This is a genomic window from Candidatus Nitrospira nitrificans (assembly GCF_001458775.1).
GTDB classification, from domain to species: domain Bacteria; phylum Nitrospirota; class Nitrospiria; order Nitrospirales; family Nitrospiraceae; genus Nitrospira_D; species Nitrospira_D nitrificans.
Genome location: NZ_CZPZ01000003.1, coordinates 1 through 24,212, shown reverse-complemented (window position 1 = coordinate 24,212; position 24,212 = coordinate 1). Strand labels below are relative to the sequence as shown.

The 24,212-nt window shown below is 55.5% G+C and carries 17 protein-coding genes, 1 tRNA gene and 1 pseudogene; 8 read left to right on the top strand and 11 right to left on the bottom strand.

Annotation, left to right across the window (positions count from 1 at the left end; genetic code table 11):
* The 10 genes from COMA2_RS03030 to COMA2_RS02985 form a co-directional block, all read right to left on the bottom strand.
* On the bottom strand, positions 1-2,058 hold the full coding sequence (locus COMA2_RS03030) for a TonB-dependent receptor plug domain-containing protein (protein ID WP_245630850.1): 2,058 nt from the start codon (positions 2,056-2,058) through the stop codon (positions 1-3).
* A gap of 63 nt (positions 2,059-2,121) precedes the next feature.
* On the bottom strand, positions 2,122-4,164 hold the full coding sequence (locus COMA2_RS03025) for a TonB-dependent receptor plug domain-containing protein (protein ID WP_245630848.1): 2,043 nt from the start codon (positions 4,162-4,164) through the stop codon (positions 2,122-2,124).
* Between the two features lie 277 nt (positions 4,165-4,441).
* Positions 4,442-5,185 carry a DUF928 domain-containing protein gene (locus tag COMA2_RS03020; protein WP_090894542.1) on the bottom strand — a complete coding sequence of 248 codons (744 nt, stop codon included), beginning with the start codon at positions 5,183-5,185 and terminating at the stop codon, positions 4,442-4,444.
* Between the two features lie 14 nt (positions 5,186-5,199).
* Positions 5,200-7,551 (bottom strand): CHAT domain-containing protein, encoded by a 2,352-nt coding sequence (locus tag COMA2_RS03015; RefSeq protein WP_175304360.1) that lies wholly within the window; start codon positions 7,549-7,551, stop codon positions 5,200-5,202.
* A 19-nt stretch (positions 7,552-7,570) separates the two neighbouring features.
* Positions 7,571-8,887, bottom strand: coding sequence for a ShlB/FhaC/HecB family hemolysin secretion/activation protein (locus COMA2_RS03010; RefSeq protein WP_139076995.1), 1,317 nt, complete (start codon positions 8,885-8,887; stop codon positions 7,571-7,573).
* Positions 8,841-9,371 (bottom strand): POTRA domain-containing protein, encoded by a 531-nt coding sequence (locus COMA2_RS03005; protein WP_090894537.1) that lies wholly within the window; start codon positions 9,369-9,371, stop codon positions 8,841-8,843. The genes COMA2_RS03010 and COMA2_RS03005 overlap by 47 nt, the downstream gene beginning before the upstream one ends.
* Positions 9,372-9,499: 128 nt before the next feature.
* Entirely contained in the window at positions 9,500-9,865 is a 366-nt protein-coding gene (locus COMA2_RS03000; RefSeq protein WP_090894536.1) for a hypothetical protein, read from the bottom strand.
* A 494-nt stretch (positions 9,866-10,359) separates the two neighbouring features.
* Entirely contained in the window at positions 10,360-13,047 is a 2,688-nt protein-coding gene (locus tag COMA2_RS02995) for a two-partner secretion domain-containing protein (protein ID WP_090894534.1), read from the bottom strand.
* Positions 13,048-14,307: 1,260 nt separating this feature from the next.
* Positions 14,308-14,640 (bottom strand): helix-turn-helix domain-containing protein, encoded by a 333-nt coding sequence (locus COMA2_RS02990; protein ID WP_090894532.1) that lies wholly within the window; start codon positions 14,638-14,640, stop codon positions 14,308-14,310.
* Positions 14,637-15,002 carry a type II toxin-antitoxin system RelE/ParE family toxin gene (locus COMA2_RS02985; protein ID WP_217490600.1) on the bottom strand — a complete coding sequence of 122 codons (366 nt, stop codon included), beginning with the start codon at positions 15,000-15,002 and terminating at the stop codon, positions 14,637-14,639. The genes COMA2_RS02990 and COMA2_RS02985 overlap by 4 nt, the downstream gene beginning before the upstream one ends.
* Before the next feature lie 78 nt (positions 15,003-15,080).
* Here COMA2_RS02985 and COMA2_RS21010 point away from each other — a divergent pair.
* The 6 genes and pseudogenes from COMA2_RS21010 to COMA2_RS02960 form a co-directional block, all read left to right on the top strand.
* A pseudogene (locus COMA2_RS21010) lies at positions 15,081-15,422 on the top strand (transposase); the annotation flags it as partial.
* Positions 15,388-15,708 carry a transposase gene (locus COMA2_RS20645; protein ID WP_245630846.1) on the top strand — a complete coding sequence of 107 codons (321 nt, stop codon included), beginning with the start codon at positions 15,388-15,390 and terminating at the stop codon, positions 15,706-15,708. The pseudogene COMA2_RS21010 and the gene COMA2_RS20645, both read left to right, overlap by 35 nt.
* 271 nt (positions 15,709-15,979) lie before the next feature.
* Positions 15,980-16,056 (top strand) — tRNA-Arg (locus tag COMA2_RS02975).
* Positions 16,057-16,257: 201 nt separating this feature from the next.
* A complete protein-coding gene (locus COMA2_RS02970) occupies positions 16,258-17,709 on the top strand; it encodes an outer membrane protein assembly factor BamB family protein (protein WP_090894531.1) in 1,452 nt (483 codons plus the stop codon).
* Between the two features lie 303 nt (positions 17,710-18,012).
* Complete coding sequence (locus COMA2_RS02965; RefSeq protein ID WP_090894529.1) at positions 18,013-18,381, top strand: alanyl-tRNA editing protein; 369 nt, start codon at positions 18,013-18,015, stop codon at positions 18,379-18,381.
* 366 nt (positions 18,382-18,747) lie between these two features.
* Positions 18,748-21,681, top strand: coding sequence for a DUF748 domain-containing protein (locus COMA2_RS02960; RefSeq protein WP_090894528.1), 2,934 nt, complete (start codon positions 18,748-18,750; stop codon positions 21,679-21,681).
* A gap of 112 nt (positions 21,682-21,793) precedes the next feature.
* Here COMA2_RS02960 and COMA2_RS02955 read toward each other — a convergent pair whose 3' ends face one another.
* The gene (locus tag COMA2_RS02955; protein ID WP_217490599.1) at positions 21,794-22,159 is read right to left on the bottom strand and encodes a pentapeptide repeat-containing protein; all 366 of its coding nucleotides are present in this window, start codon (positions 22,157-22,159) and stop codon (positions 21,794-21,796) included.
* A gap of 273 nt (positions 22,160-22,432) precedes the next feature.
* Here COMA2_RS02955 and COMA2_RS02950 point away from each other — a divergent pair, with 273 nt between their 5' ends.
* Both COMA2_RS02950 and COMA2_RS02945 read left to right on the top strand, forming a co-directional pair.
* Positions 22,433-23,068 carry a peroxiredoxin gene (locus COMA2_RS02950; RefSeq protein WP_090894526.1) on the top strand — a complete coding sequence of 212 codons (636 nt, stop codon included), beginning with the start codon at positions 22,433-22,435 and terminating at the stop codon, positions 23,066-23,068.
* A 665-nt stretch (positions 23,069-23,733) separates the two neighbouring features.
* Positions 23,734-24,212: OprO/OprP family phosphate-selective porin (locus COMA2_RS02945; RefSeq protein ID WP_217490598.1), on the top strand; the 479-nt coding region annotated here is incomplete at its 3' end.

Here is a 24,212-nt window from a genome sequence, read left to right as displayed (position 1 = left end):
CTAATAACGCACCGTCAGCCACCCCATGACGCGGCTTCCGATGAGATCGCCCAAGGGATGCTCTTTGTGCGTGTCGTTGAGCGCGTTGAACACAGATACTGCGGCCTCCGCCTCGCGGCGATAACCGGCCGCCGCTGCTTCTTGCCAGAACCGATACCCGAGTCGGAGGTTCAGCAAGTTATAGCTGCTGACTGTCTGATTTGGAGGGCCCATTCCACTGAGTGGAGCCAGCTGTAAAATGGTGTTGGTCAGCGGATAGTCGGCGCCGGCGACATGATGAAACAGCAGCTCGCCGTTCCACGTCGTGCCCAAGTTGCCTCGCAATCCGGCATTGGCGATCCAATGGGGCACCCCCCGTTGACTCGTATCGATAAACGACTGTCCGACATCTTGGTAGGTGACGTTCGCAAAGCCGGTAAGCCATTGCGTGAGCAGTGCTTCAATGCCGATCTCGCCTCCGTAGATATCCGCCTGGCCTGGAATGTTGACATAGGAGGCGACTCCGGGTGACACCGTGATGGAGTTGATAAGATCAGTAATGTGATTGAAAAAGAGATTGCCGCGAAGTCGCAGCCGGTGCGCCCAGAACCAGCCTTGGTAGCCGAGTTCATAGGAAATGATCCGTTCAGGATCAAGATTCGAAGAGGGCCGTAGGATAGTTGGAGGAGGTGAATTGGCTGGTGATGGTAATGTGATGACTGCTTGAGACGTAGCCAATGACTCATGCATTGTAGGGGGACGGTAAGCCACCGATAGTCCAAGCCGGAACACATGGTTAGGGGTAGGCTTATAAAGCAGCGCCGCGCGTGGACTCCACGTGCCATTGATTTCACTATGGAGATCATAGCGCGCACCGGCGATAAGGCTGAGAGAAGTGGACATGCTCCATTCATCTTGGAGGTACACTCCAAAACGATCCTCACGGCCTGGCTGCGATATGAATTGGTGGTCCAAGGTGTTGCGCCGATAGTTAGCACCGTATGTCAGGAGATTAGAGGGGGTCAGTGCCAATGAATGCTGAGCTTCCAGGTTGTAGGTATTGGACCGGCTATCATTGCGCGAGAGTGGCTCTCCCGTCAGATTAAAAAGTTTGATGAATGAGGCGACGAGCGGATTAAACATAATATCCGTAGAGTCGGAGAACCCTGTCCAGTTGGCACGTAGAAAGAAATGAGAGCGCTCATAAGCAATTGAGGCATAGCGCTGCGAGGATGAACCGGCATTCATGGTAGATTCTCCAATATTGCCGTCAAACCGGTTTGCGTTTGCGAGTCCACCATTGATTACCAGTCGAGAGTCTTCTGTGAGGGCGTATTCAGTGGAAACGTTGAATTTATTTGAACGGAAGGCTAGTGCATCGTGATTTCTCCATTGGCCATGTTGGTCGTGGCCGACTGACAGACGGTAGCCGAGTTTGTTCACCACATTGGCGTAAACGGCAGCGCCGCTCAGGGTGCCCACGTCTCCGCCGCCGAATTGCAGCGTCGCGCCTCGCATTTCCGCCGGAGATTTCGTGGTGATTGAAATGATCCCATCAAACGCATTAAATCCGTAGACTGCTGAAGCAGGCCCCTTGAGGACCTCGATCCGCTTGATTTCTGGCAAGGTAATGGGCAGTAACTTCCAATACGTAAGACCCTGGGCATCCACATAAATCGAGCGACCGTCCACCATGACGAGCAGCTTGTTGGCAAGCGGTTGGTTATTGCCACGTGCACTCACATTGAATTCGGCACCGCTCATTTGCATGACTTCCATCCCAGGGATTCGGCGAAGGATGGTGGGGAGGTCCGCCGCTCCGGACATTCGGATGTCCTCGTCGGTGATCACATAGACGTTCGACGGGGCCTGAGAGATCGGCTGCTCGTAGCGCGACGCGATGCTGACCGTCTCTTCTTCTTTGAGCAGTTGCAGTTCGACAGGGATGCCATGATCGAGCGGGGCGCCCGATTTGTTCTTGCTGTCTTCTGCCCGGGCAGCGACGGGGCACAGCATCGACAAGGCAATGGCGACGAAGGATAGGCAAGCAAGAGAGAAGATTTGCCGATATCGTGCCATGCGCGCCTCGGTAATTGAGCCAGCTATGAGCAACCCCGCGCACTGGGACTTGAAACCACCAGGCTAAAACCGCACCGTCAACCACCCCATGACGCGGCTGCCGATCATATTCCCTAAGGGATGTTCGGTGTGTCTGTCGTTCAATGAGTTAAACCCGGAAACCGCCACTTCGGCGTCCCGCAGGTATCCCCCGGCAGCTTTCTGTTTCCAGAATTTGTAGGCGCCTCGAAGGTTAAGCAAGGTGTAGCCGTCCACACGGGAATTCGGCACTGTCGCCCCGAACGGCGCGAGCGTTTGGTAGGTCCCGACGACGGGATAGGTCGCTCCAGACACGTAATGAACGGTTGCCTCGCCGCTGAGGCCGTTATCCCACTCACCCCGCAACCCGGCATTCACCTTCCACGCAGGAGCGCCTCTCCGACTGGTTCCCACGAATGTCTGACCGATCTCCTGGTAGGAGACATTCGCAAATCCGTTGAGCCACGGAGTCGCCAAGAACTCGACGCCGATTTCCCCACCATAAATGTCGGCTATCCCTCCGTTGGCAAACGTGCGTGTTGTTCCGACGGAGACGAAGTTGATCAAATCGGAAATATGGTTGAAGAAGAGATCGGCTCGCACGCGCAGACGGTGTTTGAACCACCACCCTTGATAGCCAAGATCGTACGAGACGATCTGCTCCGGCTTGAGCGTTTGCGATCCCACAAGCGGAAAAGGTGATGGAGAGGGGAACGGCGGCGGAAGCGTGGTCACGAACCGCGCGATGCTTTCACGTTCAAAGAGTGTCGGTGGCCGATAGGCGACGGATACCGTCGCTCGAAGGGTGTGCTCAGGCGCAATGATATAGAGCAGCGCGAGACGCGGACTGATGGTCGGGTTGATGAAGGAATTCAGGTCGTAGCGGACACCGGCGGTCGCGCTGAAGCGGTCCGTGAATCTCCATTCGTCTTGGAGATAGAGGCCGAAGCGGGTTTCCTCGCCGGTATTGGCCACGCCGTTTCCTGAAACGGTATTGAGACGATAATTGGTTCCATAGGTGAGCCGGTTATTCGACCACAGGTCCAGACTGTGTTGTGCTTCGACATTATAGGTATTGGTCAGGAAGGCAAGGCTGCGTTCGCCGAATTGGTTGACCTCTTGCAATCGATTGTTCAGAAACGGGTGCATGATGAGGTCTGCGTTGATGTCGTTTTGTGTCCACCAGCCGCGAATATAGAAGTTCGGGCGTTCGTAACCGATGTCGGCAAAGCTTTGCGTGAGTGGAGTCGACGGAGTTTGTAGGTTGAACACCGGGCCATCGTAGCGAGTGGCGTCGGCCCACCCCCCGGAGAGTCGTATCCGAGAGTCGGCCGTTACCGCATAGTCTGTTTGGACGTGAACTTTGTTGTTTTGAAACGCCAAGGCGTCTCGATTGCGCCATTGCGCATTCTGGTCATGACCGAACGAAAGCCGATATCCGAATTGGCCCTGTGTGCCGGCATGGATGGCGGCGCTCGAAATCGTGCCCAGCTCACCTCCACCAAGCTGAACCGTCGTCCCGTTGATCTCGTTCGGGGACTTGGTGATGATGTTGACGACCCCGTCGAAAGCATTGAACCCATAGATCACCGACGCAGGGCCTTTCAATACCTCAATGCGTTTAATCTCCGGCAACGTCACCGGAATATTCTTCCAAGACAACCCGCCCTGCATGTCGACATAGATCGATCGTCCGTCGACCATCACCAACAACTTGTTGGCGTTCAACTGATTGTCTCCGCGAATACTGACGTTGAAGTCGGCTCCCGTGACCTGCATGACCTCGATCCCCGGGACACGGCGTAAAATCGTCGGAAGGTCAGTGGCGCCCGAATGGCGGATATCCTCGTCGGTGATCACATAGACATTCGACGGCGCTTGAGAGATCGGCTGTTCATAGCGCGACGCGATGCTGACCGTCTCTTCCTCTTTGAGCAGTTGGAGCTCGACGGGGATGCCCTGGTCGAGCGGCGCGCCCGATGTGTTCTTGCGGTCTTCTGCCCGGGCAGCGACGGGGAACAACATCAACAAGACAATGGCGACAAAGGATAGGCAAGCAAGAGAGAAGATTTGCCGATATCGTACCATTCACTCGTCCAACCAGGGTGCGCCCGCTTCGCCGATTCAGCGAGGCGAGACACACCTCTCCACGTGAGTTCTGTTTCATATGGCAAGCCACATGCCATCAGCGTCTTGATCGCCAACAGCCGCAGTGGGGAAATTATTCGTGCGGGACCCTAGCGAATCTTGATATGAGATGATGCTTCGGCCACGGATCTGAGACGGATGGTGAATCTAAATGTATTCATGCTGAATCAAAATAGATTCAGTCGGCTGAGGCTATGGTACAAAGGCATGCAAGCGGCTATTTGGTATGACTCTGAATCGAACGCAGATCCCAGTCTGCCACCCCGTTGAGTCCCACCTGTCTCAGGAGGGCTGCGCGCAGCCTGCGAAGCGACGGATCATTTGGTTCCTTTTCGATCAGAGAACACACGCAACCCATTGCGTCATACCAGAACCCGATGAGGGCATTCGTGCGGACACTGTCCCGGTCACAGCTCACATTCACCGAGGTCACCGTCAGACATTCGCTGAACTCACATCGCTCGATCATCCCGCCGGCGACGATATCCCTGGAGGGGGACTCAGCATTGGGGCTGGCCGACACAAACCATCGATATTGGACGTTGGGTTCGAGTGTCAGTCCCAGTCTTTTGAGATCGATGGATTGAACCCCTGCTTGCGTCGGAATGGGGAGGGAGCCTTCGTAGATCGGAATGATTTTTTGAGTGTCATTGAGCGTAAATCGTAGCGGATAAGTGGTCGGTTTTGAAAGGTACCAGTTCAGGGTCGGTGTTTGCTTGACGGTCAATCCGACATGGTCGGGCACCAAGGCGACGAGTTCCGGTTCACTGCTATCCGTTCCCCGCAATGTCCCGCCGACTCGAGCGCGAGGGGTCAGTTTTTTCGGCGGTGCATAGACGGGAAGCTGCTCGTCATCCCGTTCAGCGGTCGTTACCGTTATCGCTCCGTCTGCGGCGTCCAGGATAGGCATTCCCGAGACGGTCAGCAGAAGACTCAGCCCCAATGTCAACACATATCTCATGGCGACGCTCCTTCTCACAGCCAATTATTGAGCAACAGAAACGGCGACCAGTAGGCCGGGTGTTCGTACACTCGGTCGCTCAATAATTTCATTTGCGCGCGCTGGAGTGCCACGGCTTTGGATAGAGACGGATTCCGCAGCTGGCGATAAAATTCGGAAACCAATGCCGCCGCCGCTTCGTCATTGATAAACCACAGAGTGGCCAGCGCGCTGCGGGCGCCGGCCTTGAGGGCCACGCCGGCCAGGCCGAGCGCCGCGCGATCGTCGCCGACCCCGGTCTGACAGGCGCTCAAGGTCAACAGTTCCAACGGCTCTTGCCGAAATCGAAAAAGACCGACCAATTGGTCGAGTGATTGTATCGTCAACTTGCCGTCGAAGGTCAGGAGAAACGAATCGTTCGCGTCGGTGGAAAATTTACCGTGTGTCGCAATATGCAAGGCCCCATACCGTCCGTCACGCAATTCTTTTTCCAGCCTGGTGGCTTGAAAGTCGCTGTTGAGGAGTTGATCGCCTTTATACAGTTGCTCGATCGAAGCCACCTCCTCGGCGACGTAGGGAAGGGGAGGGAATCCTTGCACGGACTTCGTCAAGCCGGCGGCAAGGAACCGCAACTTATCGCGGTTCAGCGGCCGTGGATCGGTCAAGGTCAGGCCGGGGGTCATCGCGAGGGCGAATTTATCGATCAGGAAGGACGAGCCGTCGTGAAGCGCCGCCAAAGGAATCGTCCGTAGAGCGCTGTCCGGCACGAACACCAATGTCGTGATCCCGAGTCGAGAGAGGTCCGTCTCCAATGGCCGCACAAGCCAATCGTACAACTGTCGGGCGTGGGGCAGATATTCTCGGGTGGTGCGTTTTTCCACCAATCGACGAAACGCGCGGATTTCCAGAGTCAGACGATCGGCTGTCACGGGCACAGCGATGCGCGTGAGTCCCGTCGGTAGGCTTATGAGCAGTTCCAGCCGGGAACTGAACATGATGGGATAGACGACGGCGGTGTCCGATGACAGCCGATCCAACAGGGCAAGCTTGGACCGCACGGCGTCGACGCAATCATCCTTGAAGTAGTCTCGCAACTCGGCCGTTTTATAGGCTTCGATCGCATCGCGAGCGGCGAAGAGAGAGTCCTCCACCGCGTGGTTGTCACCAGTGAGCGATGCCCGCTGCAGCAGCAGGTCGGCCAGTTCGAAGAACAACGGTTTGACGCTGTCCTGGTCGGCTGTCGGATCTTCGAACGAGGCTCTGGTTACCTCGACGCGAATCGGGTGAAGTGTCGAGGCCGCTTGCCGATAGGAATCGATGGCCTTATCCGGCTGTCCGGTTGCCGCCAGCTGGCGCCCCAATTGCCATTGCCAGCGATAGAGCGATTCCGGAGCATCCACGGATTGCGCGGAGAAGATCGCCCGTCTGGTGAGCCGCAGTGCTTCGTCCATGCGAAATTCTGTTTCGTAGAGACGGCCAAGATGCCCGAGAGCATAGGACAGCGTTCTCTTGTCGCCTTGTCGCTCGGCGATGGCGGCCGCTTCCTGGAGCGCGCCGGCGGTTCTCAGCGCAAGAGGATCGCGCTCCTGCGGCAGGTGAGGAATCAGTCGCTGGTAGGCCAACGCGATGCCGATCAGCCCGAGTGCTGTATTTCTGGAAGGGGGGATCACGTCCTGCAATTGAGTGAGCGCTGCGTCAAGGGCGAGGCGGCTGTCGGTCGGCTGGTTGACTCGCAACAAGACACGCGCGGCGTTCGTCCGGGCTGTCGCCGCAAGCAAGTGAAGGTCGGCATTGTGCGCGTGGGTCAGGCTTTCCTGAAATGCGACCAGCGCGTCTCGATCCTGCCGCTTGAACCCCAAAAGAATGCCAAGATCGTTCAGTATGGTCGCAAGGAGCGGCGAAGCCTGTCGCTGTTTCGCCAAGGTCAGGGCCTGTTGGAGATATTCCGAGGCCTCAGGGAGTTGCCGGAGCGTCGAATAGGTCCGCCCCAGTTGCCCGAGCACGGAGGCCTCCGCGAGTGGATCATCGCTTTTCCGAGCGAGTGAGAGCGCCAGTTCCAAGGACTGGAGCGCCTGTTTCGATTGCCCCAAGCCCATTGATGCCTGAGCCGAAAGAACAAGGGCTTCGACCTGCGCCGGTTTGTTTCCCTCGTTTTTATACAGATCGGCAGCCTGTTTCCAGTGGGACAAGGCCTCGCTCAAGGCTCCCCGTTCAAAATACCGCCCACCTTCCTTCATCACCGAGTCGGTGGACGACGAGGCCTCATGCGATTCCGATCGTGTGACGGTGAAGAGGAGAGCGCTCAGCAACAAAAAGAGGCAGGTTCTGCAGAAGATGAACAGGTAGCGTGGTTGATTGAATGTCGGCCGAGATTGTACGTTGGGCATGTCTGCTGTAACCGTCGTATCAAAAAAGATTGACCACAATTCCCGCGTGCACTCCATGATCCTGAGCGGTATGTCCGATGCGTGGAACGCCGCGCAGCTTCTGTCCCCAATAGACCTCGAAGACCGCTCGACCCTGTGGGAGAATGTTCCAACGGAGGCCGGCGCCCACGCTGGCGAGTGTGTCGGGGAAGTTCGTGGCAGGCGCGATGGCGGAAGGGCGGTTTTCCCCGAGACTCCATCCGTGCGCCACATCCACGAAAGGGGCGAATTGCACCATCGGCTCGCCGTTCTTCCATCGGATCAACGGAAATCGGGACTCAAAGGACACGATGAACGAATTGTCGCGCAGAATCGTCACTTCTCGGTAGCCCCGCACGGTATACCGGCCGCCAAGCGAAATCTGCTCGAGTGGAAACAACGGCGAATCGGTGAGTTGGAGATCCATGCGTCCGAGAAGTTGCATCCCGAATAGCTTTTCGCCGTATTGCTTGATGGCCTGGATCTGTCCCAACCACGAAAAAAAACGTCCGTCCGGCGTGTCGGGGGGACCGTTGATCGTTGCACCGAGGACATTCAGCCCGATGCTGAAGCGTGAACGCACGGCAAAGACCGTGTCGATGGTTCGGTGAGTCCACTCCTGAACAAACCTGAGCGCGGAGACGGTGGCCGCGCCGTTCTGAAAGCCAGGGAATGTGCTGAACGGAACATTTGCAAAGATAAAACTCTGGGTAAACAGATGCTCACCGATGAGCGAGAGGGCCACCTCGTCTGTAATGGTCCGATAGATCGGTTGTCGGAGCGTCATCCCGATGATTTCCGTGTTGGTATTGAGATCGAGCGGTTCGAAGGGTTGCTCGACCAGTTTGAAGTCGTATCGCCGATAGTGCGGAGAAAAGGTGGTCCCGTATCGATTCAAGGGGAAGGCATACGAAACGTCGATAATCGGGAAGCCTCCGCTCGAGTGGCCATAACTGACGCTGAGCGGATCTCCTCGACCGGTCAGGTTGTCATGGACGAGTGTGCCCATTCCGCGGATTTCCCCGACCAGAGGCGTTTGGTAGTTATTGACCTCAAGCGTGGCGTGAAACGGATTCTTGTCGGTCACGCGCACGTTCAGCACGCTTTGGCCGCGTTGCTCATCCGGCCGCAGCTCGGCATTGATGCGTTCAATCCTGCGATCTTGTTGCAACAGTTGCAGCTGTTCTTGAAGCGGAGCGAGCAACACCGGTGTGCGGCTGCCCAGCGACAGCCGATCGCTCAAGAACGATGAGCTAAACCAGCGGTTCCCCTCAATATTGATCCTTGTCAGCTTCCCCTCGATGATTTGAACCGTCACGACCCCCGTCGATCACGTCCTGGTCGGGGATAATCGCGCCGGAGGTCAGATATCCCCTATTGATGTACAGCAGCGTGAGGGCCAGCCGAAGCCGCTCGAGATCCTCGGTCATCACCGTCCGATTCTTGAATGGGGCAGTTACCTCATCAATCTCAATGTTTGAGAAGGCCGTGTTACCGATTACACGCACCTCGCGAACGAAAACCTGCAACACACCGAGCTCTTTCCGCATGTCTTCCTCGGGAGGAGCCGGGGGGAGGGGGGGGAGAACCGGACGCGGAGAGGGCTGGGCGCGTTGAAATTCCTCTTTCAATGGTCCAGGCGGTTGGCCGGACCGTCCCGTCGGATCAATCGCCGTTTGAGCAAAGACGGAGGCGTCTAACAACGTGCTGATCATGGCGAGCCCGATAAGGAGGCACAGGAAGTATTGATGAACAAAGTGAGCAAACGAGGCAGGCGCTGAATTTCGAGCGCCTGCCGTCACGATTCACGATCCTTTAGGGATGGCTTGCCGACTTCTCGATCCAAGCTTTCTGGAACTTTCACTCAGAAACCATTATCGATACTATTAAGAGAAGCACGGGCAGAAGTTACACGAACAGACGTCGTGCATCATTCCGCACCATGTTCCTTATTGTTTATTTCCAATGGCGTAAGAGTTATGTACCACTTGTTTTCACCGCCCTTCTCAGTCGCATTATGATGATCTGGGTCATATATGGCGTAACGTAGCCGTACAAATATTCGTTGTGGCTGAGGATTCATATCAGAGATATCAATGGCACAGCGGTTTCTCGTGCCCGTGTATGCACACATGACGTCCCAATCATCATCTGAGGTGCCTACGAGGAGCATCGATTCGGCGATGGTGAGGCTCGACCTACTTTCCCATGCGATGCTGAATGGGCGAGAAAACATTTGCGGTCCTAGCGGCTCGATGAATCTAATGTCATCTTTAGGATTTTCATGGTTGACCATGACTCGTTCTCCTTGATTCATCCATAATGACTTTGCTTCAGGTAACCGAAGAAGTCATAACGTGGTTTTTATATTAGGGGTTGCAGGTAAAACTTATTATGTCTCCTTGATTGGGAAAGGTAGCGCCGCCGTTTGTTGACCACTCGACTAACGCATAGACTTTTTTCCCAGTCGGTGGGTTCTGATTGAATATAACCGTTGCTTGATGGGCAGGCTCCGGAACTATTCCCGTATAGTAGTTCCCGGAACCCGGTGTTCCTCCTACCTTTAAACGCCAATGGGTAGGAACAACCTGAGGGCTTCCTGCATTCCAATAGAAAATCCTTTGGGCTGGATTTCCATGGCGGTGTATTGATCCTAGGGCGGGCGTGGTAACTTTTGGAAGTGGCATATGATTCCTCCTTTGCTGTTGGACATATGGTTTTGCTTACCGACACGCAAACAGTAGATCCCCTTTCATCCTTGTCAGCAGGACGGTGAATTCATCCAGTGGATCATGAGCGGCAACCCTCCGACGACGACCCCACGGCATAAGCTCGCAACAAGAAACCAGGCGGTACAATTTGGCGCAACGACAGAAGAAAACGCTCTCCCCGCAGTTCATAGGGGTTCGCTTGCGAGCCTATGTTGGGTATCGTGTCGCCATGGGATTGCGATATGGCGAGCGCCGATGGGCTTGAGAGCCAGCCACCTGGTTCTACAGGTAGACTATCCCGACCTGCCAGGGTGAAACTGCTGAACTCGCCTCCGGCCAGTGCTGCGCAGCGCTGATTGAGGAGTGACCCCGCTTGTAGAGGTCGGTAGCCAAGCGGCTGAATTTTGCCGCTGCCTGGAGCATATGGCGCTTGGATCGTCACGGTGCCGTTCACCCCAGTTCTGGAATCCGCATTCACGATACTAGTGGCATCCTTCTGAAACATATTGGCAATGATTGTAATGTTACCGCCTGTGCCCTGGTCGGTTTGAGCCAGAATCCGGCTGCCTTGCAAGATGACATATTGGGGGTCGATCGTCACATTCCCGCCGCCGCCGGGTCCGTCGGCAACCGACGCGCTAATCGTGCTGTTGTCCCGGAGATAAACCGTCGCGTTAGGAGAGGTCGTTATTTTGATGTCTCCGCCACCGGCGTTATTGCCGTTGTTGTTCGGATGCACGAGTGTCGTGATCGAGCTGTTTTGCATGGCGAGGCCGGCGGTCGCGACGACATTGATATTGCCGGCATTTGCCGCGCCGTTGCTGTTCGCCGTGATGGCAGCGCCATTGGAAAGAGCCACAGAAGCAGCTGCGATGGAAACTTCTCCGCCAGTTCCGGCGCCTGTTGTGTTACTGGATATCGCACTGTCATCGATGAGGACCAGCTGAGCTGGGTTTATCTTTCCAATCAGAATCTTGCCCGCCTCGCCCGCGCCGGTCGTTTCAGTGGTTATTTTTGCACCGGTTCTAAGGTGCAAATGGTTTGTTTCAACCGAGATGGTCCCGCCGGAGGCTGATGGCGTCGTGCCAGAGGTCGTGGCCGAAACTGTACCTCCATTTTGGAGTGTAATGGAGTCGGCATTGATATGGATGTTTCCGCCCGCGCCGCTGCCTGTCTCGGAGTTGGCATTGATTTGACTGTTATCCGAGATCATCAGCCTGTCCGCAGCGATCCTTATTTCTCCTGCGGCCCCCGCATTGCTCGTACGGCTCCTGAGTACGCTTCCTGTAATTGCCACATCGTTTGCACGACTTCCCTCTCCGCCGAGACCCTGGATGGTAATCTTCCCTCCGTTGCCTGGGCCTTGTGTAAACGTAGAAATGTCTGCGTCGACTCCGACGTTGAGTCGCTGGGTCTCCAACAGAATGGTGCCTGCATTCCCGGCGCCAAGTGTCGAGGTGCTCAAGAGCGATTCGCGAATATTGATCCGTGGCGCCTTTAAGTGAATCAGGCCGCCGTCACCTGCGGCTTCAGGTAAGATGGAGAAAGACGCAGCGTCGCTGTTAATGGAAGACGTGGTCAAATCGATCGAGTCTGTTGCATTGAGTAAGATATTCCCAGCCCGCCCCTTGCCTTCGCTCAGGGTGCTGAGAGTGCTGCCCTCAATGATATCCACCAGGTCTGCATCGATGCGAATGCTGCCTGCGTTACCTTCGTCGGTGGTTTGGGTAGTTACCTGTGCCCCCTTAATCAGCAGCGTTCCTGCTGCGATCTGTATGTCAGCGCCGGCCCCGCTCCTGTTGTGTGAGGAGACGATCGCGCTGTTTGGGCTTAGCGAAATCGAATTCAGCGCTCCTGTGCTTTCAGCGGTGTTGAGGATCGCATCGTTGACGGTCAGGACGAATTGGCCTCCTCTGATCGAAACCGTATTCGCGCCGTTGACGTTGATGGTTGAGTTTGGGGCGAGGGAGACGGTACCGAAGGAGGTAAATGAGGTCCCGCCTATGTGTTGAGCGTCGAATTCTCCCGGAGATGCTGCGGCGGCCAACTGAATGACGCCGTTCGGTGCGGAGAGTTGTGCTTGTTGAGCCGTGCCGCTGCTCGGCGTGCCGGATTCGATCGTGATAGTTCCTCCGACCAGCGAGATGCTCGCTCCATTGAACTCGCTGCCTTGAACGACGATCGCGCCAGGATTGGAGCCCAAAAATCCAAACGCCGCCACCGGAGATGCAGACAGCAGCGCGTCGGCGGTCATGTTGGTGATTGCGTTGAATCGTTTCCCGTCCCCGAGCTTGAGATAGTCGGCGCTGGTGAAGCTCACCATTCCGCCGACGTTGACCGTGGCGTTCGGGCCGAACAAAAATCCCGCCGGGTTCATGAGAAAGAGATTGACGCTCCCGAACTCACTGGTTCGAATGGCTCCAAAAATATGTGATTCACTGCCGCCTGTGATACGCCCGAGGATGTTGACTGTCTGAAGCCCAGGGGAATCGTTGCGAAAATTTGCAATGTTGTTATCGGGAACTCCGAACTCGCCGAAGCTATGAAACAGATTCACTCCTCCTCCCGGTCTGGTTCCGCCTGTAATGTTGTATTGCGTCTGGCCATCCACTTGTATCGGAGCACTGATCTGTGTGTGTAGGCCAGAGGAGGTAATGGGAGCAGTCTGAGCTGATGCATCCGCATAAACCCATGCGAAGTGCATCGCTACGATGGAGATCGTAAAGACACACCATAGGCTTCGGCTAGATTGATGAAACTGGCGCATGGGGGCAGTTCTCCTCCTGACCCTGGAATGAATCGTCCGAGTACTCTTCACAGTCACAACCGGATATGCATCGTTCACAAAAGGTCCGCACCAGGGTATGGCATTCCGTTCTTGGCCGCCTAACTATTCCTGTTACGTATTTTGCACAATAACCCTTTAAGGTGATTCCTCGTCCCTTCATCGCCCTGCTCCCCACATCACCCCTGAAAATTTTTCCGGGCATCCTGTAGTTCTCGTCTTCCACATTCGTTACAGCGAATCCGTTTTACTCCTCACAGGTGTTCTCCGGAGAGAAATAGTTTTCTTGAAAAATGATAACTCCAATAGTCCGGTTTTCATGTCCCCATGCGTATCGAGCCCTGAAGTGACTGTCCCCCCGGTGGAGGCGGTCAGAGAGAAACGGGTCGGCAACCGGCTGATTCAACTGTGCCTGGGCCGTGATCCATCCAGGCCCTACACGTGCCTCGCTCCAGCAATAGACGAGCCACTGATCGGATTAGGGAATAGACAACTCAACAAAAATACGTAAAACAGTTGGACTGCCTCGATAATACAGCAGTTTCTTTGAATAGAAGATTTCTCGCGATGAGATGCGAATGAGATACGGGGGAAGGTTGGTGATGAACCTAAAGCGATACACCCTGAATCCAATTCGATTCACCTCAAGATGGGGGACGTGATCGAATCATTCATAGTTGAGACATGGCGTGGACACGGACGTAACGACAGGGAACTCACTGCCGTTGCCGCTCCACTTGACGTCGGCCGGCCTTCCACTTCAGACTAGCTGCCGGCACTTTGAAAAATGCGCCCGTAGCTCAGTCGGATAGAGCATCAGCCTTCTAAGCCGTTCCGAGCCCTCCCCTTATCTCCTTGTGAAAACTCTGAAACGATGCTCCAGGAGCGGCGTTTAGCTATTTTGAGAGTTCAGTTTGGTTCAATCCAGTTCAGGGGAAATAGGTCAAAATTTTGCTGTGGTGATAACACGCCGGTAATATGTAGGGTTGGTACCTAGAATATTGAGAAAGACTGGCTCATGTAAGAGATCAAGCACTCAGAACGCACGCTGTTCTTCTGGACCGATATACTGCTTCAGTGTTAGGAGATCGTTGATCCTGACCGTAGGAAGGCGGTTATTGAGGAAGGCAGAAGTGACCCCGAGTACCATAGGTAACGATTCTCACGAGGCCTCCTTCACTACCGGTACGTGCTCGGTTTAGCGTCCCTGTCGTGGTTGCTCTGGGCCAGGCAAAGTCCGGCTTACGCAAGGACCACTTCTTGGAGCGGTTCATTTTTCCGGCGTCGTGAGACCTGCACCGTCACTTTGCGGTCCAGCTTGTTCAAGAATGCCATCAACCGGGCTTCGGAAAACCGGTAATACCGCGCATTCATCAGGTGGGAGACCTCCGTCTGTCCAATATCCAGCACATCCTGCACGTCTTTTTGTTTCTTAAGTCCTCGGCTTTTGAGGATTTTGAAGATTTGATGGCCTAGCTCAGCCCGCATGAGCAGGCTCTCGGAGTCCTTCAAGCCTAAATCCGCAAAGACATTCCCGGAACTGACTTCATAGTTGCTGGTGTTCTTTTTCTTCATGACTGCCACTCCTTTTCCATGACGACTGCTTCCTTATATCGCCGCGTAATCAACTCCACGTCTCTCGGGGGTGTCGCGATGCCCTTTTTGCTCTTCTTCTGAAACGCATGCAGCACATAGAGCCGCTTGCCGATCTGGACGGCGTACACCAGCCGATACGTGTTGCTGTCGAAATCATCCCTGATTTCAAATACGCCGCTGCCTAGTCCCGTTAACATCTTGCTGTGCGGCGGATCTTCGCCTCGCTGAGCCAGATACAGCTCGCCGCCCATTTGTTTTTGTACGTCTTCCGGCATCTTTTTCAATTGCTTCTTGCTATCGCCCATCCAAACCACAGGCCGGAGCACACTATCTTTCGACACGTCTTGTTCTCCTTGCCGATACCCACCAATGATATGACAGAATTGTAATAATGGCAAGAATCATGTCTGATGAGGTGGATCACGCTCCTGGTGCAAAGGACCACCCCAAGGCTCGGTGGGCGAAGGCAGATTGCTCGCCGGGAGCGGTTTCTCGACGAGAGCAACCGCGTCGTGCCGTGGACAGACCTGGTCGCCACGATTGCGCCGGTGTCTCCCAAGGCCGAGGGGCCGGGGCGTCCGCCGGTGGGCATCGAACGCATGCTGCGCCACCATTGTCTGCAACAGTGGTTCACCCTGTCGGATCCAACGATGGAGGAGGCGCTGTACGACTCACGGGCCATGCGGCAATTCGTCGGCATTGATCTGGTCTGCGAGCCTGTGCCGGATGAGACGACGATCTGCAAGTTTCGCCAGTTGCTGGGAAGCCCACCAGCTGGGCGAACAACTCTTTGTGCGAATCCGAGAGCATTTGGTCAAGCAAGGCTTGCAGGTGAGCCGAGGACCCATCATGGAGGTCGCCACCGATGTCCAGAGCTTTATCCAGACGAAAGCCTATCGCCATCGGCCCTTGAGCGAGGCCGAGCGTGCCCGCAATCGCACGAAGTCGAAGGTCCGCGCCAAAGTCGAGCATGTGTTCTTGGTGATCAAGCGGATCGTTGGATGGGCCAAAGTCCGGTACCGTGGGTTGGCGAAGAATACCCACTGACTGTTCATCAGCTTGAGGCTTGGCGAATCTGTACGTGGCTTGCCTGCGCCTAACTCAGGTGGCTTGATTTCAGGGGAGCACTACACGCAGTCTGACGAAGATCATCGGCCATAAGTCAGAGAAGATGTGGAAACGGTACAACGCCATAGAGGAAAGAGACTTGCATGAAGCTGCATTGAAGGTGCATAAATACCTTCAAGAGAACACGCCGGGAACACTAGAGGGATTGGCCGGAAAATTGCCAGACCCTAACTCGTTGAAATAGCAACGTGCGCCCGTAGCTCAGTCGGATAGAGCATCAGCCTTCTAAGCTGAGGGTCGTTGGTTCGATTCCAACCGGGCGCACCACTTGTCCAACCTACTCGATAGTTATATGCAAGCTTTATAATCCTCTCGGTAACGCGCTTGGTTAGTAGGGCAGGATATGGTTTGACAACCAAGATGTGTACGACAGATACAGATATGTCCCCCCCGAGTATCCCGGATCGTTCGGCACCAGGTGCTATGTATTCGTTCTCACCGATTTGTAAGCCGAGGAAGGAGGTTCAAATGATCCAATCGCTCGTCCGAATGGCGGCTGCCATGATGTGTGGGGCGATCGTGCAGATGACGACTCCGGCGATCGGCGCCTGGGAAGGTTTCCATGGCGACGCTGCCAATCGGGGGTTCGCCGATGTGGATACGAAGCCGGCTGCCGGGAGCTCCCTCAGCGTTCCGGGTCTCGGCACGTTCGCACTGGGCGCTGGTCCTGTCATCGCCACCGATGGAAGCGTCTATCTCGGCACGCAGGAAGGGAAGCTTATCGCTCTACATGCGGACGGCAAACCGTTCTGGAGCCGGGACATCGACGCCGGCGAGACCATTGTTGCCTCACCGGCCATCGGAGCAGACGGCAGAGTTTATGTGATCGGCGCCAAGTTGAAGATTACCAAAATAGGAGCTATCAAGAAAACTCAAATCGGATCGACGTTATATGCGTTCAACGCCACCGGCGCCTTGCTGACACGGACGCCCTTCCCCATGAAGGGGCTTCGCGCCCCCACTACCGCGCCGCCCAACATCGTCAGTGTCGGCGGTCGAGAGATCATTCTCGCGCCCGCGATCTATAGGAATCGCAACATAAGCGGCGTGGAGATGCGGCTTATCGGATTCTCTCCCGATGGGGGCGTCGTAATCGATCGGTTGGTGGCAGGACAGCCGGGGACTGCAACCGGCGGGGCGACGGCCAAAGGCAAGGGAATCAGCGCATCCGATGCTCTTTGCCTTATTCCTCCTGGAGGCTTCGTCTATTGCGCGATTTGCGGATTCGGCCAATGTGACTACAATCCGCCTCGGGAGGCGGAGGCCCCCCCACCCATGCCCGGCGTCGGTGTCTTCACGTTCGCCGGCGGCGGCGCACCGCATGTCGTTGTCAGCGACCAGCGTCACATCATTAAAGGATTCACCGCCACCTCCGCGGCCGGTCTGACAGAGACGTTTCGGCTACGCGATGACGGGCGATCGTTCGTTTCCGCGCCGATGGTCTTGCCTGACGGCCACACGCTTGTCAGCACCGGCGGGGGAGAAATAGTCTTCTCCGGACCGAACGCGAGCAAGCTTGCGCCAGTCGCGAGTCCGGGCATAGTGTATGGACCGGCGACACTCACGGTGAACGGCTTCGCCGTTGTCGTCGGCACGTCCGGGCTTGCGGCCTTGAACAACGGCCAAGTGGTGTCGCAAGCGTCGCTCCCATCGTCTTATACCTCGGCTGCGGCGTCCCGCACCCATGTCTTCGTCTCGACGATCGACGCGTTCGTTACTCTAGACGCGGACGCGCAGTTGGAGTTGCAGAGGTTTGACTGGGTCGGGGGCGGGAAATCGCCGCCTGCGATCGGACCAGACGGCCGCGTCTACGCGATCGCCTCGGACATCCTGTTCATCTTTCCGCCGCCGCTTAAGGTCTCTAATCCGCTCCAGCACGCGCCTGGTGCTGTCCTGCAAAAAGAGCCAGGCGGACAATAAGCGACGGTACATGTACCGTCGGCTCCACATAATCTTCCGTTGATCAGAGCAGCCTTGGAATGAAATAAGCCCCTCCGTCACCGCCTTTTCCAGCAGTGGAAACATGAGATTTGTCGCGTGTGGTGCACCTCGCACTGAACGGCTAATCTACCATGACCACGTTGAACAGGGTGAGCCAGATATGACTGGCCTCATGAAGCCTCTGTTGAAATGCACGGTGTTCCAAGCTGTCATGAATCCGTTCCGTTCGTGCCCTTTCGAGCGAAGTCCGCGTTCAGCTCTACTCACCGCGAGGAGCAGCGTATGAGGGACACCCGCATGGTTGACACTATTCGACAAGAGGAGCTTCCCGATCCTGATTTACGGACTTTTGCCACAGTCACAGCCATTGAGCTTGGAGAGCGCCCTATTGTGCGGTTATCTCACACGTTATTTCTTCCGGAGGCACAATGTCAGACGGCGGATCGAGGATGGATCGGTCCTGCGCAGGTGGTCCATGTGGCTCGGAACGGCGGCGATATCGATCACTATGTGGATACAGCCGACTCGCTGGTCGTTGGTCAACAATACTCCATTTCGATAGATGGACAATGGCGCTATGAGCAAGCTGTAGCCCAGTACCTTGCAGCGAAAATTTTTAGGGACATCCTGCAGAGAACGCCAGGAGCTTAGCGGTAAGAGCACTCGCTCACAAAAACTTCTGTCATATTGCGGATGATGAGCCCTTGCAGACCATCGCACATCCCGGTCGTCTTGGAGTCGGAATCTTCGACGATCCCAAGCCCAGGCCTTCCTCGTCCATGCCCTCAGTTTTCTAATTCCGGTGGTTAGAGGGTTCTGGGTTTGCCTTCTTTCGCGCTGTCTGCAAGATGTGTGAGCGAAACATTTTTATGACCTCTTGATTTTCAAGTCAAATGGACAGCGGGTTGCATTCCCTAATAAATTGCATGACCCAGTGGGGGATCTCCCAGTAGACATTCACTCCTCCGTCCCCTATAGTTTCATCTCCATATTGGCTTCTGAGGGGTTTGAGACCGCATGCGCCGAATACTCCGCCCCCGAGTGCTGATCGGCATCTTGCTGGGCCTTCTCACGCTTTATACGCTCGTCGGGTTTTTTCTGCTTCCCTATCTGATTACATCGTATGTCATTCCCACGGTCTCGGATCAGATCAAGCACCCGGTCGTCTTGCGCGAGGCCGTCTTCAATCCGTTTGCGCTCTCGCTCCGCCTCACTGGGTTAGAGGTACGGGGGGAGAATGAGACGCCGATCCTAGGTTTTGAAGAGCTGGTCGTGAATCTACGCGCGACGACGCTGCTCTTGCAAAAAGTCGCGTTCGATGAGATCCGTCTCGTCATGCCGTTCGTGGCGGCCAAGGTCAATCGTGAGGGCAAGCTGAATCTGATGTCGTTGGTTCCGCCTCCGGATGAGGCGCCCCAGCCTCCTGCTCCAACCAACGAGCCGAAGAAGATGATGCCGGTGCAGATCGATCTCTTGGAGATCGGACAAGGCATTATTGAATATCGAGATGATTCAAAGGCGCGGCCGGTAGTGATCGACGTGGTGCCGTTTGAAATTGTGCTGCGCAACTTCAGCACGGTGCAGGCCGAGGGAGGCGAGAGTGCCCATGCGTTCACGGCGGAGATCGGTAAGGGAGAGAAAATTTCATGGGAGGGGACCATCTTTCTGGAGCCGGTGGAATCCGATGGTCGGGTGAATCTGTCCGGCATCAAACTCAAGACGTTGTATCAAGTCGTCCACGACCTGTTCCAGTTCGACATTCCGCAGGGCACCATTGGCCTTTCCGCCTCGTACCATTTTGATCTTCGCGGGCAGGCTCCTCAGGCAACGGTCAAGAATGGACACATATCGATTCAGAATCTCGCGATCGTGGAACGAGGCGGGCTTGAGCCAGTCATCAGCATTCCGGCTTTTGATGTGGGCGGGATTCAGCTGGATCTGCAAAAACAGACCATCGAGGTCGCGAAGGTGCATTCAGCCGATGCGCGATTCGAGGCCTGGATGGACCAAGGCGGGGTGATCAATTATCAAACGCTTTTTACGCCGGTCGGCGGGGATGAGGCATCGAATCAATCCTCCACGGCGCAGGCCAAACCCGAGCAAGCATCAAAGCCCTGGACCATTGTCGTCGACGAGGTCGCGCTGCGGAACTATCGAGCCGCGTTTGAGGATCGAACTCTCTCGCGACCAGGTCATGTCGATGTGTCGGCGATGAACCTCACGGTCAAAGATGTGCAGATTCCCTTCAGAAAACCGTTGCCGGTGGATCTGGCACTGAAACTGAATGAAACGGGCACGATCGGCGTGCAAGGAAAAGTCACGGTCGAGCCATTGGTTGCGGATGCCACGCTCAAGTTGGAGCATATCGAGATCCAGCCGTTTCAACCCTACTTCGATCGGTTTCTCAATGCCGATGTGCAGGATGGCGCGATCGACTTGAGGGGATCGGTGCACTTTGCCAAAGCTCATCCGAATGAGCCCATGCTGCGGTTTCAGGGTGACCTTGCGGTCAATCAGTTGGCCGTTGTCGATCGCAAAGAGTTTGACAATGTGTTGACGTGGAAGCGGTTGGCCGTGAACCGCGTGGCCTTGGATGTGGAGCCGACCGCTGTGAACATCGCCGAAGTGGTCTGGCAAGAGCCGTCCGTGCAGATGGTGGTGGAAGCCGACGGCCAACTCAATCTTGCTCATCTGGCTGCCTCGCCTCCATCCGGCGATCAGGCGGCGCCCACCAAAGAACTCGAAACCGAGAAGTCGCATGCCAAACCGGCGGAGCCCGTGCCTGTGACGATCGACCAAGTCAAATTGATCAAACTGGCTGCAAGGTTTCAAGACTTGTCCATCGAGCCGAACGTCAAGGCCAGCCTCACCGAGTTCGGCGGGACCGTCAAGGGGCTATCGTCCAAGCAACTGAAGAAAGCCGACGTCAATTTGTCGGGAAAAGTCGGCAGGGCGGCCCCGCTCAAAATCGTGGGAACGATTAATCCGCTGAGCGAGGACGCCTTCACCGACTTGGTCATTACGTTGGGAGGAATGGATCTCATACCGGCTGGTCCTTACAGCGGCAAATATGCAGGCTATGGGTTGTCAAAGGGGAAACTGTCGCTTGATTTGAAGTACAAGGTCTCGCAAAAGGTGTTGGAAGCGGAGAACCTCGTGCACGTCGATCAACTGACATTCGGCGACAAAACAAACAGTCCGGATGCCACGTCGCTGCCGGTGCCGCTTATTGTGGGACTGTTGAAGGATCGTAAAGGTGTGATCGAGGTCGACATGCCGATTCGGGGCAATCTGAATGACCCGGACTTCAAGTACGGCAAGGTGGTCATTTCGACGCTGCTCAATCTGCTTGGAAAAGTCGTGGCCTCGCCGTTTGCATTGATGGGGAAGCTCGTGCCAGGAGGCGGGAGCGAGGAAGATCTTCAATTTATCGAATTCCAACCAGGGAGCGCCTTGCTGGCTGATACTGAACTGACGAAGCTCGAGGCATTGGAGAAGGCGTTGGATGAGCGGGCGGGACTCCGACTTGACATCAGGGGAACCACCGATGCAACGCGTGATGTGGCGGTGCTTCAAACGATGAAACTTCGAGCTCAGCTGTTCGAGATGAGCGGCGAGAAGAAGCCGGACCAGGAAGAGTTGTCGCCGAAAGAGGAGCAGCGGTTGGTGGAAAAACTGTATGCGAAACTTCCTGCGCCTGATCCGTCGGTGGCATCGGCGGAACCTGCCCAGCCGACCGTGGAAGGCATGAAACGAAAACTCGCGGCGGCCATCCAAATTTCTCCGAGCGAATTAGAGGAGCTCGCCCGCCGGCGTGCTGAGGCGATCCGTAGCCATCTCTTGGAGGGGGGGAAGCTCACAGAGGAACGAGTTGCGCTTCTCGATACGGGTTCGGCTGAGTCTGGTCATGAGAAGGTGCGGACGCAGTTGTCCTTGTCCGCCGGTTTATAAGCCGTGTCGTTCGTGAAGCGAATCGGACCACGGTTTCAAGTTTCATGTTTCACGTTGAGGTCTTCGGTTTATGCATGACTTGAAACTTCGAATGAAAAACTTGGAACTGGTGTTACTTCGTTCCGTACCGCATGCGGGTTCCATGTAAGAGGGAGAGTTCAATTTCCGACGCGCTGAGTTCTGGGGGGAAGAGGACCCCTGAGATCTTACAGGCGTTGATGCTGGCTCCGTCCATAGTGGCCTTGCTGAAATCGACTCCGCGCAAATCGGACTGTCGAAAATAGCAGTCGCTGAAATCCAGCCCATCCGCATCCAAGCCTCGAAGGTCAAGGCCGCGCAGATCGCAGCCTCGGAGCTCGCATTTGTCTCCGGCCGCCTTCTTGACGTTGAACTCCTTGATACAGCCTTCGCGCAGCATGAGGTACATCGGATCTTTTGAGATATGGAGCTTTGCGCGCGCCGTGTCCATGCCGTCCATGTTCGACTCCTTTTATGCAGGTTCTCGTGAATCATATCGGCAAGGCTATCGAGAAACTTGAGTCGAGTAAGCCCAGTGTCGAGGACCACGCGTCAACCGTCAGCAACCAAGGCTGGTGGGCGGAATAGCTTTCCCGATCACTGCTGTTCGATCGATGAGGTCAGGCGGCTGACATTTTACACTGCGACCTCTTGAACTCATCCGTTGGGGCACAGTAATGTATGAAGATAGTTGAATCTTGTTGTAGGTGATCACGATACAAGGAGGTATCTCATGGCTATACGGCTGGGCGATGACGCGCCGAACTTTACGGCAGAGACAACGGAAGGCACGATCAATTTTCACGAATGGTTGGGCAACGGGTGGGGGATTTTGTTTTCACACCCCAAGGACTATACCCCGGTGTGCACGACGGAACTGGGCACGGTGGCAAAAATCTCGCCGGAGTTCAAAAAGCGGGGCGTAAAAGTGATTGCCGTCAGTGTGGATCCGATGGATTCCCACAAAGGCTGGATCAACGATATCAACGAAACGCAAAAGACGACGATGAACTACCCTATCATCGCCGATCCGGATAAGAAGGTCGCGACGTTGTATGACATGATCCATCCCAATGCCATTGACAACATGACGGTGCGGTCGGTCTTTATTATCGGACCGGACAAGAAGGTCAAACTGACCTTGACGTACCCCGCTTCCTGCGGCCGGAACTTCGATGAGTTATTGAGAGTGATCGATTCGCTGCAACTGACCTCGAAGTACAAGGTCGCCACTCCGGCGAACTGGAAAGAAGGTGAAGATTGCATTATTACACCCGCAGTGGGTGATGCGGAAGCGCAACAACTGTTTCCTAAAGGCTTCACGACTGTGAAGCCGTATCTCCGTTACACCCCTCAGCCGAACCGCTAGGCTCTTGTCAGAGCACTGAGAAAGCCAGGCAGAGAGCGATGAACTTCTTCTGCCTGGCTCTTATTTATCGATAAGTTATCTCCTCCAATATTTTTACGTGCTGTCATAAATTTCAACAGCTGTCCGTCTCCTCTTCTCTCAGACGGTAGAGTCGTCGCGTACCTAGTGCGTAGGGTACAAGGATTGCTTTGAGGCAGGTCGAGCCTATGCTGTTACAGCGGCGGTTCGTTTGGTCCTCGCTGAAACCTGTCCTCGCTGTACCAAGGTTTCGGCCGCCAAAAGGCCCTGGCCGATGAGGCAGAGGACACTCGTTACGCGTTCTTCCAGCGCTTCACGGCGGTGCACCCTGCGTAGGCGAGGAAAGGCACCTAAGTTGGCAACTGAAGAAAGAGTCAGCGACGATGCGGTCTGCACGCGATCCGCTCGGGCTATGGCGAAACGCGCAAGTGACAACCACATCAGTATTCCGCCCGACCGCTTTCCGCATTTACATGGACAAGCAGAAATACATATGTATATTTGTCACATGTGGAAGCAATTAGAGAAATGTTTCTTGCTATCTTTCGAGTACTTAGGCATACTCGCCACCAACTTCCTGAATGTATACGTTTTTGGATATCAGTGCAGGTGGGCAGTGGTTTCTTAATACTCACAAGGGAGGGCGTATGAAGGAACATGTTGCGAGGCGGTGGAGCAAGGTTTTAGTTGCTGGGGCCGTGACGGCGCTGGTGGCTGGAATGGGAACCACGCTGCCGAGTGCCTATGCGGGGGGCACGATCAAGGCCGACGAGGACAAATGGATTTCGATCGGCATGGGCATCCGCTCCAGCTTCAACAGCCAAGAAGGGGCCGCAGGCGGGCATTATAGCAACGACTTCAAAATCGACAACGCTCGTATCTACATCAACGGGCAAATTCACAAGTACGTGAAGTTCACCTTCAACACGGACTGTTTCAACTGTAACGTCGGCGCCGGGGGGACCCAGTTCGGCGGGAACTCCAACATTGGATTGCTCGACGCGATCGGGAAATTCGAGATCAACGAGCGGGTCAACCTCTGGGTGGGCCGCACCTTGGTGCCGAGCGAGCGGGGGGAGTTGAACGGGCCGTTCTACCATGCGACCTTCGATGGCTTCCGCACGCC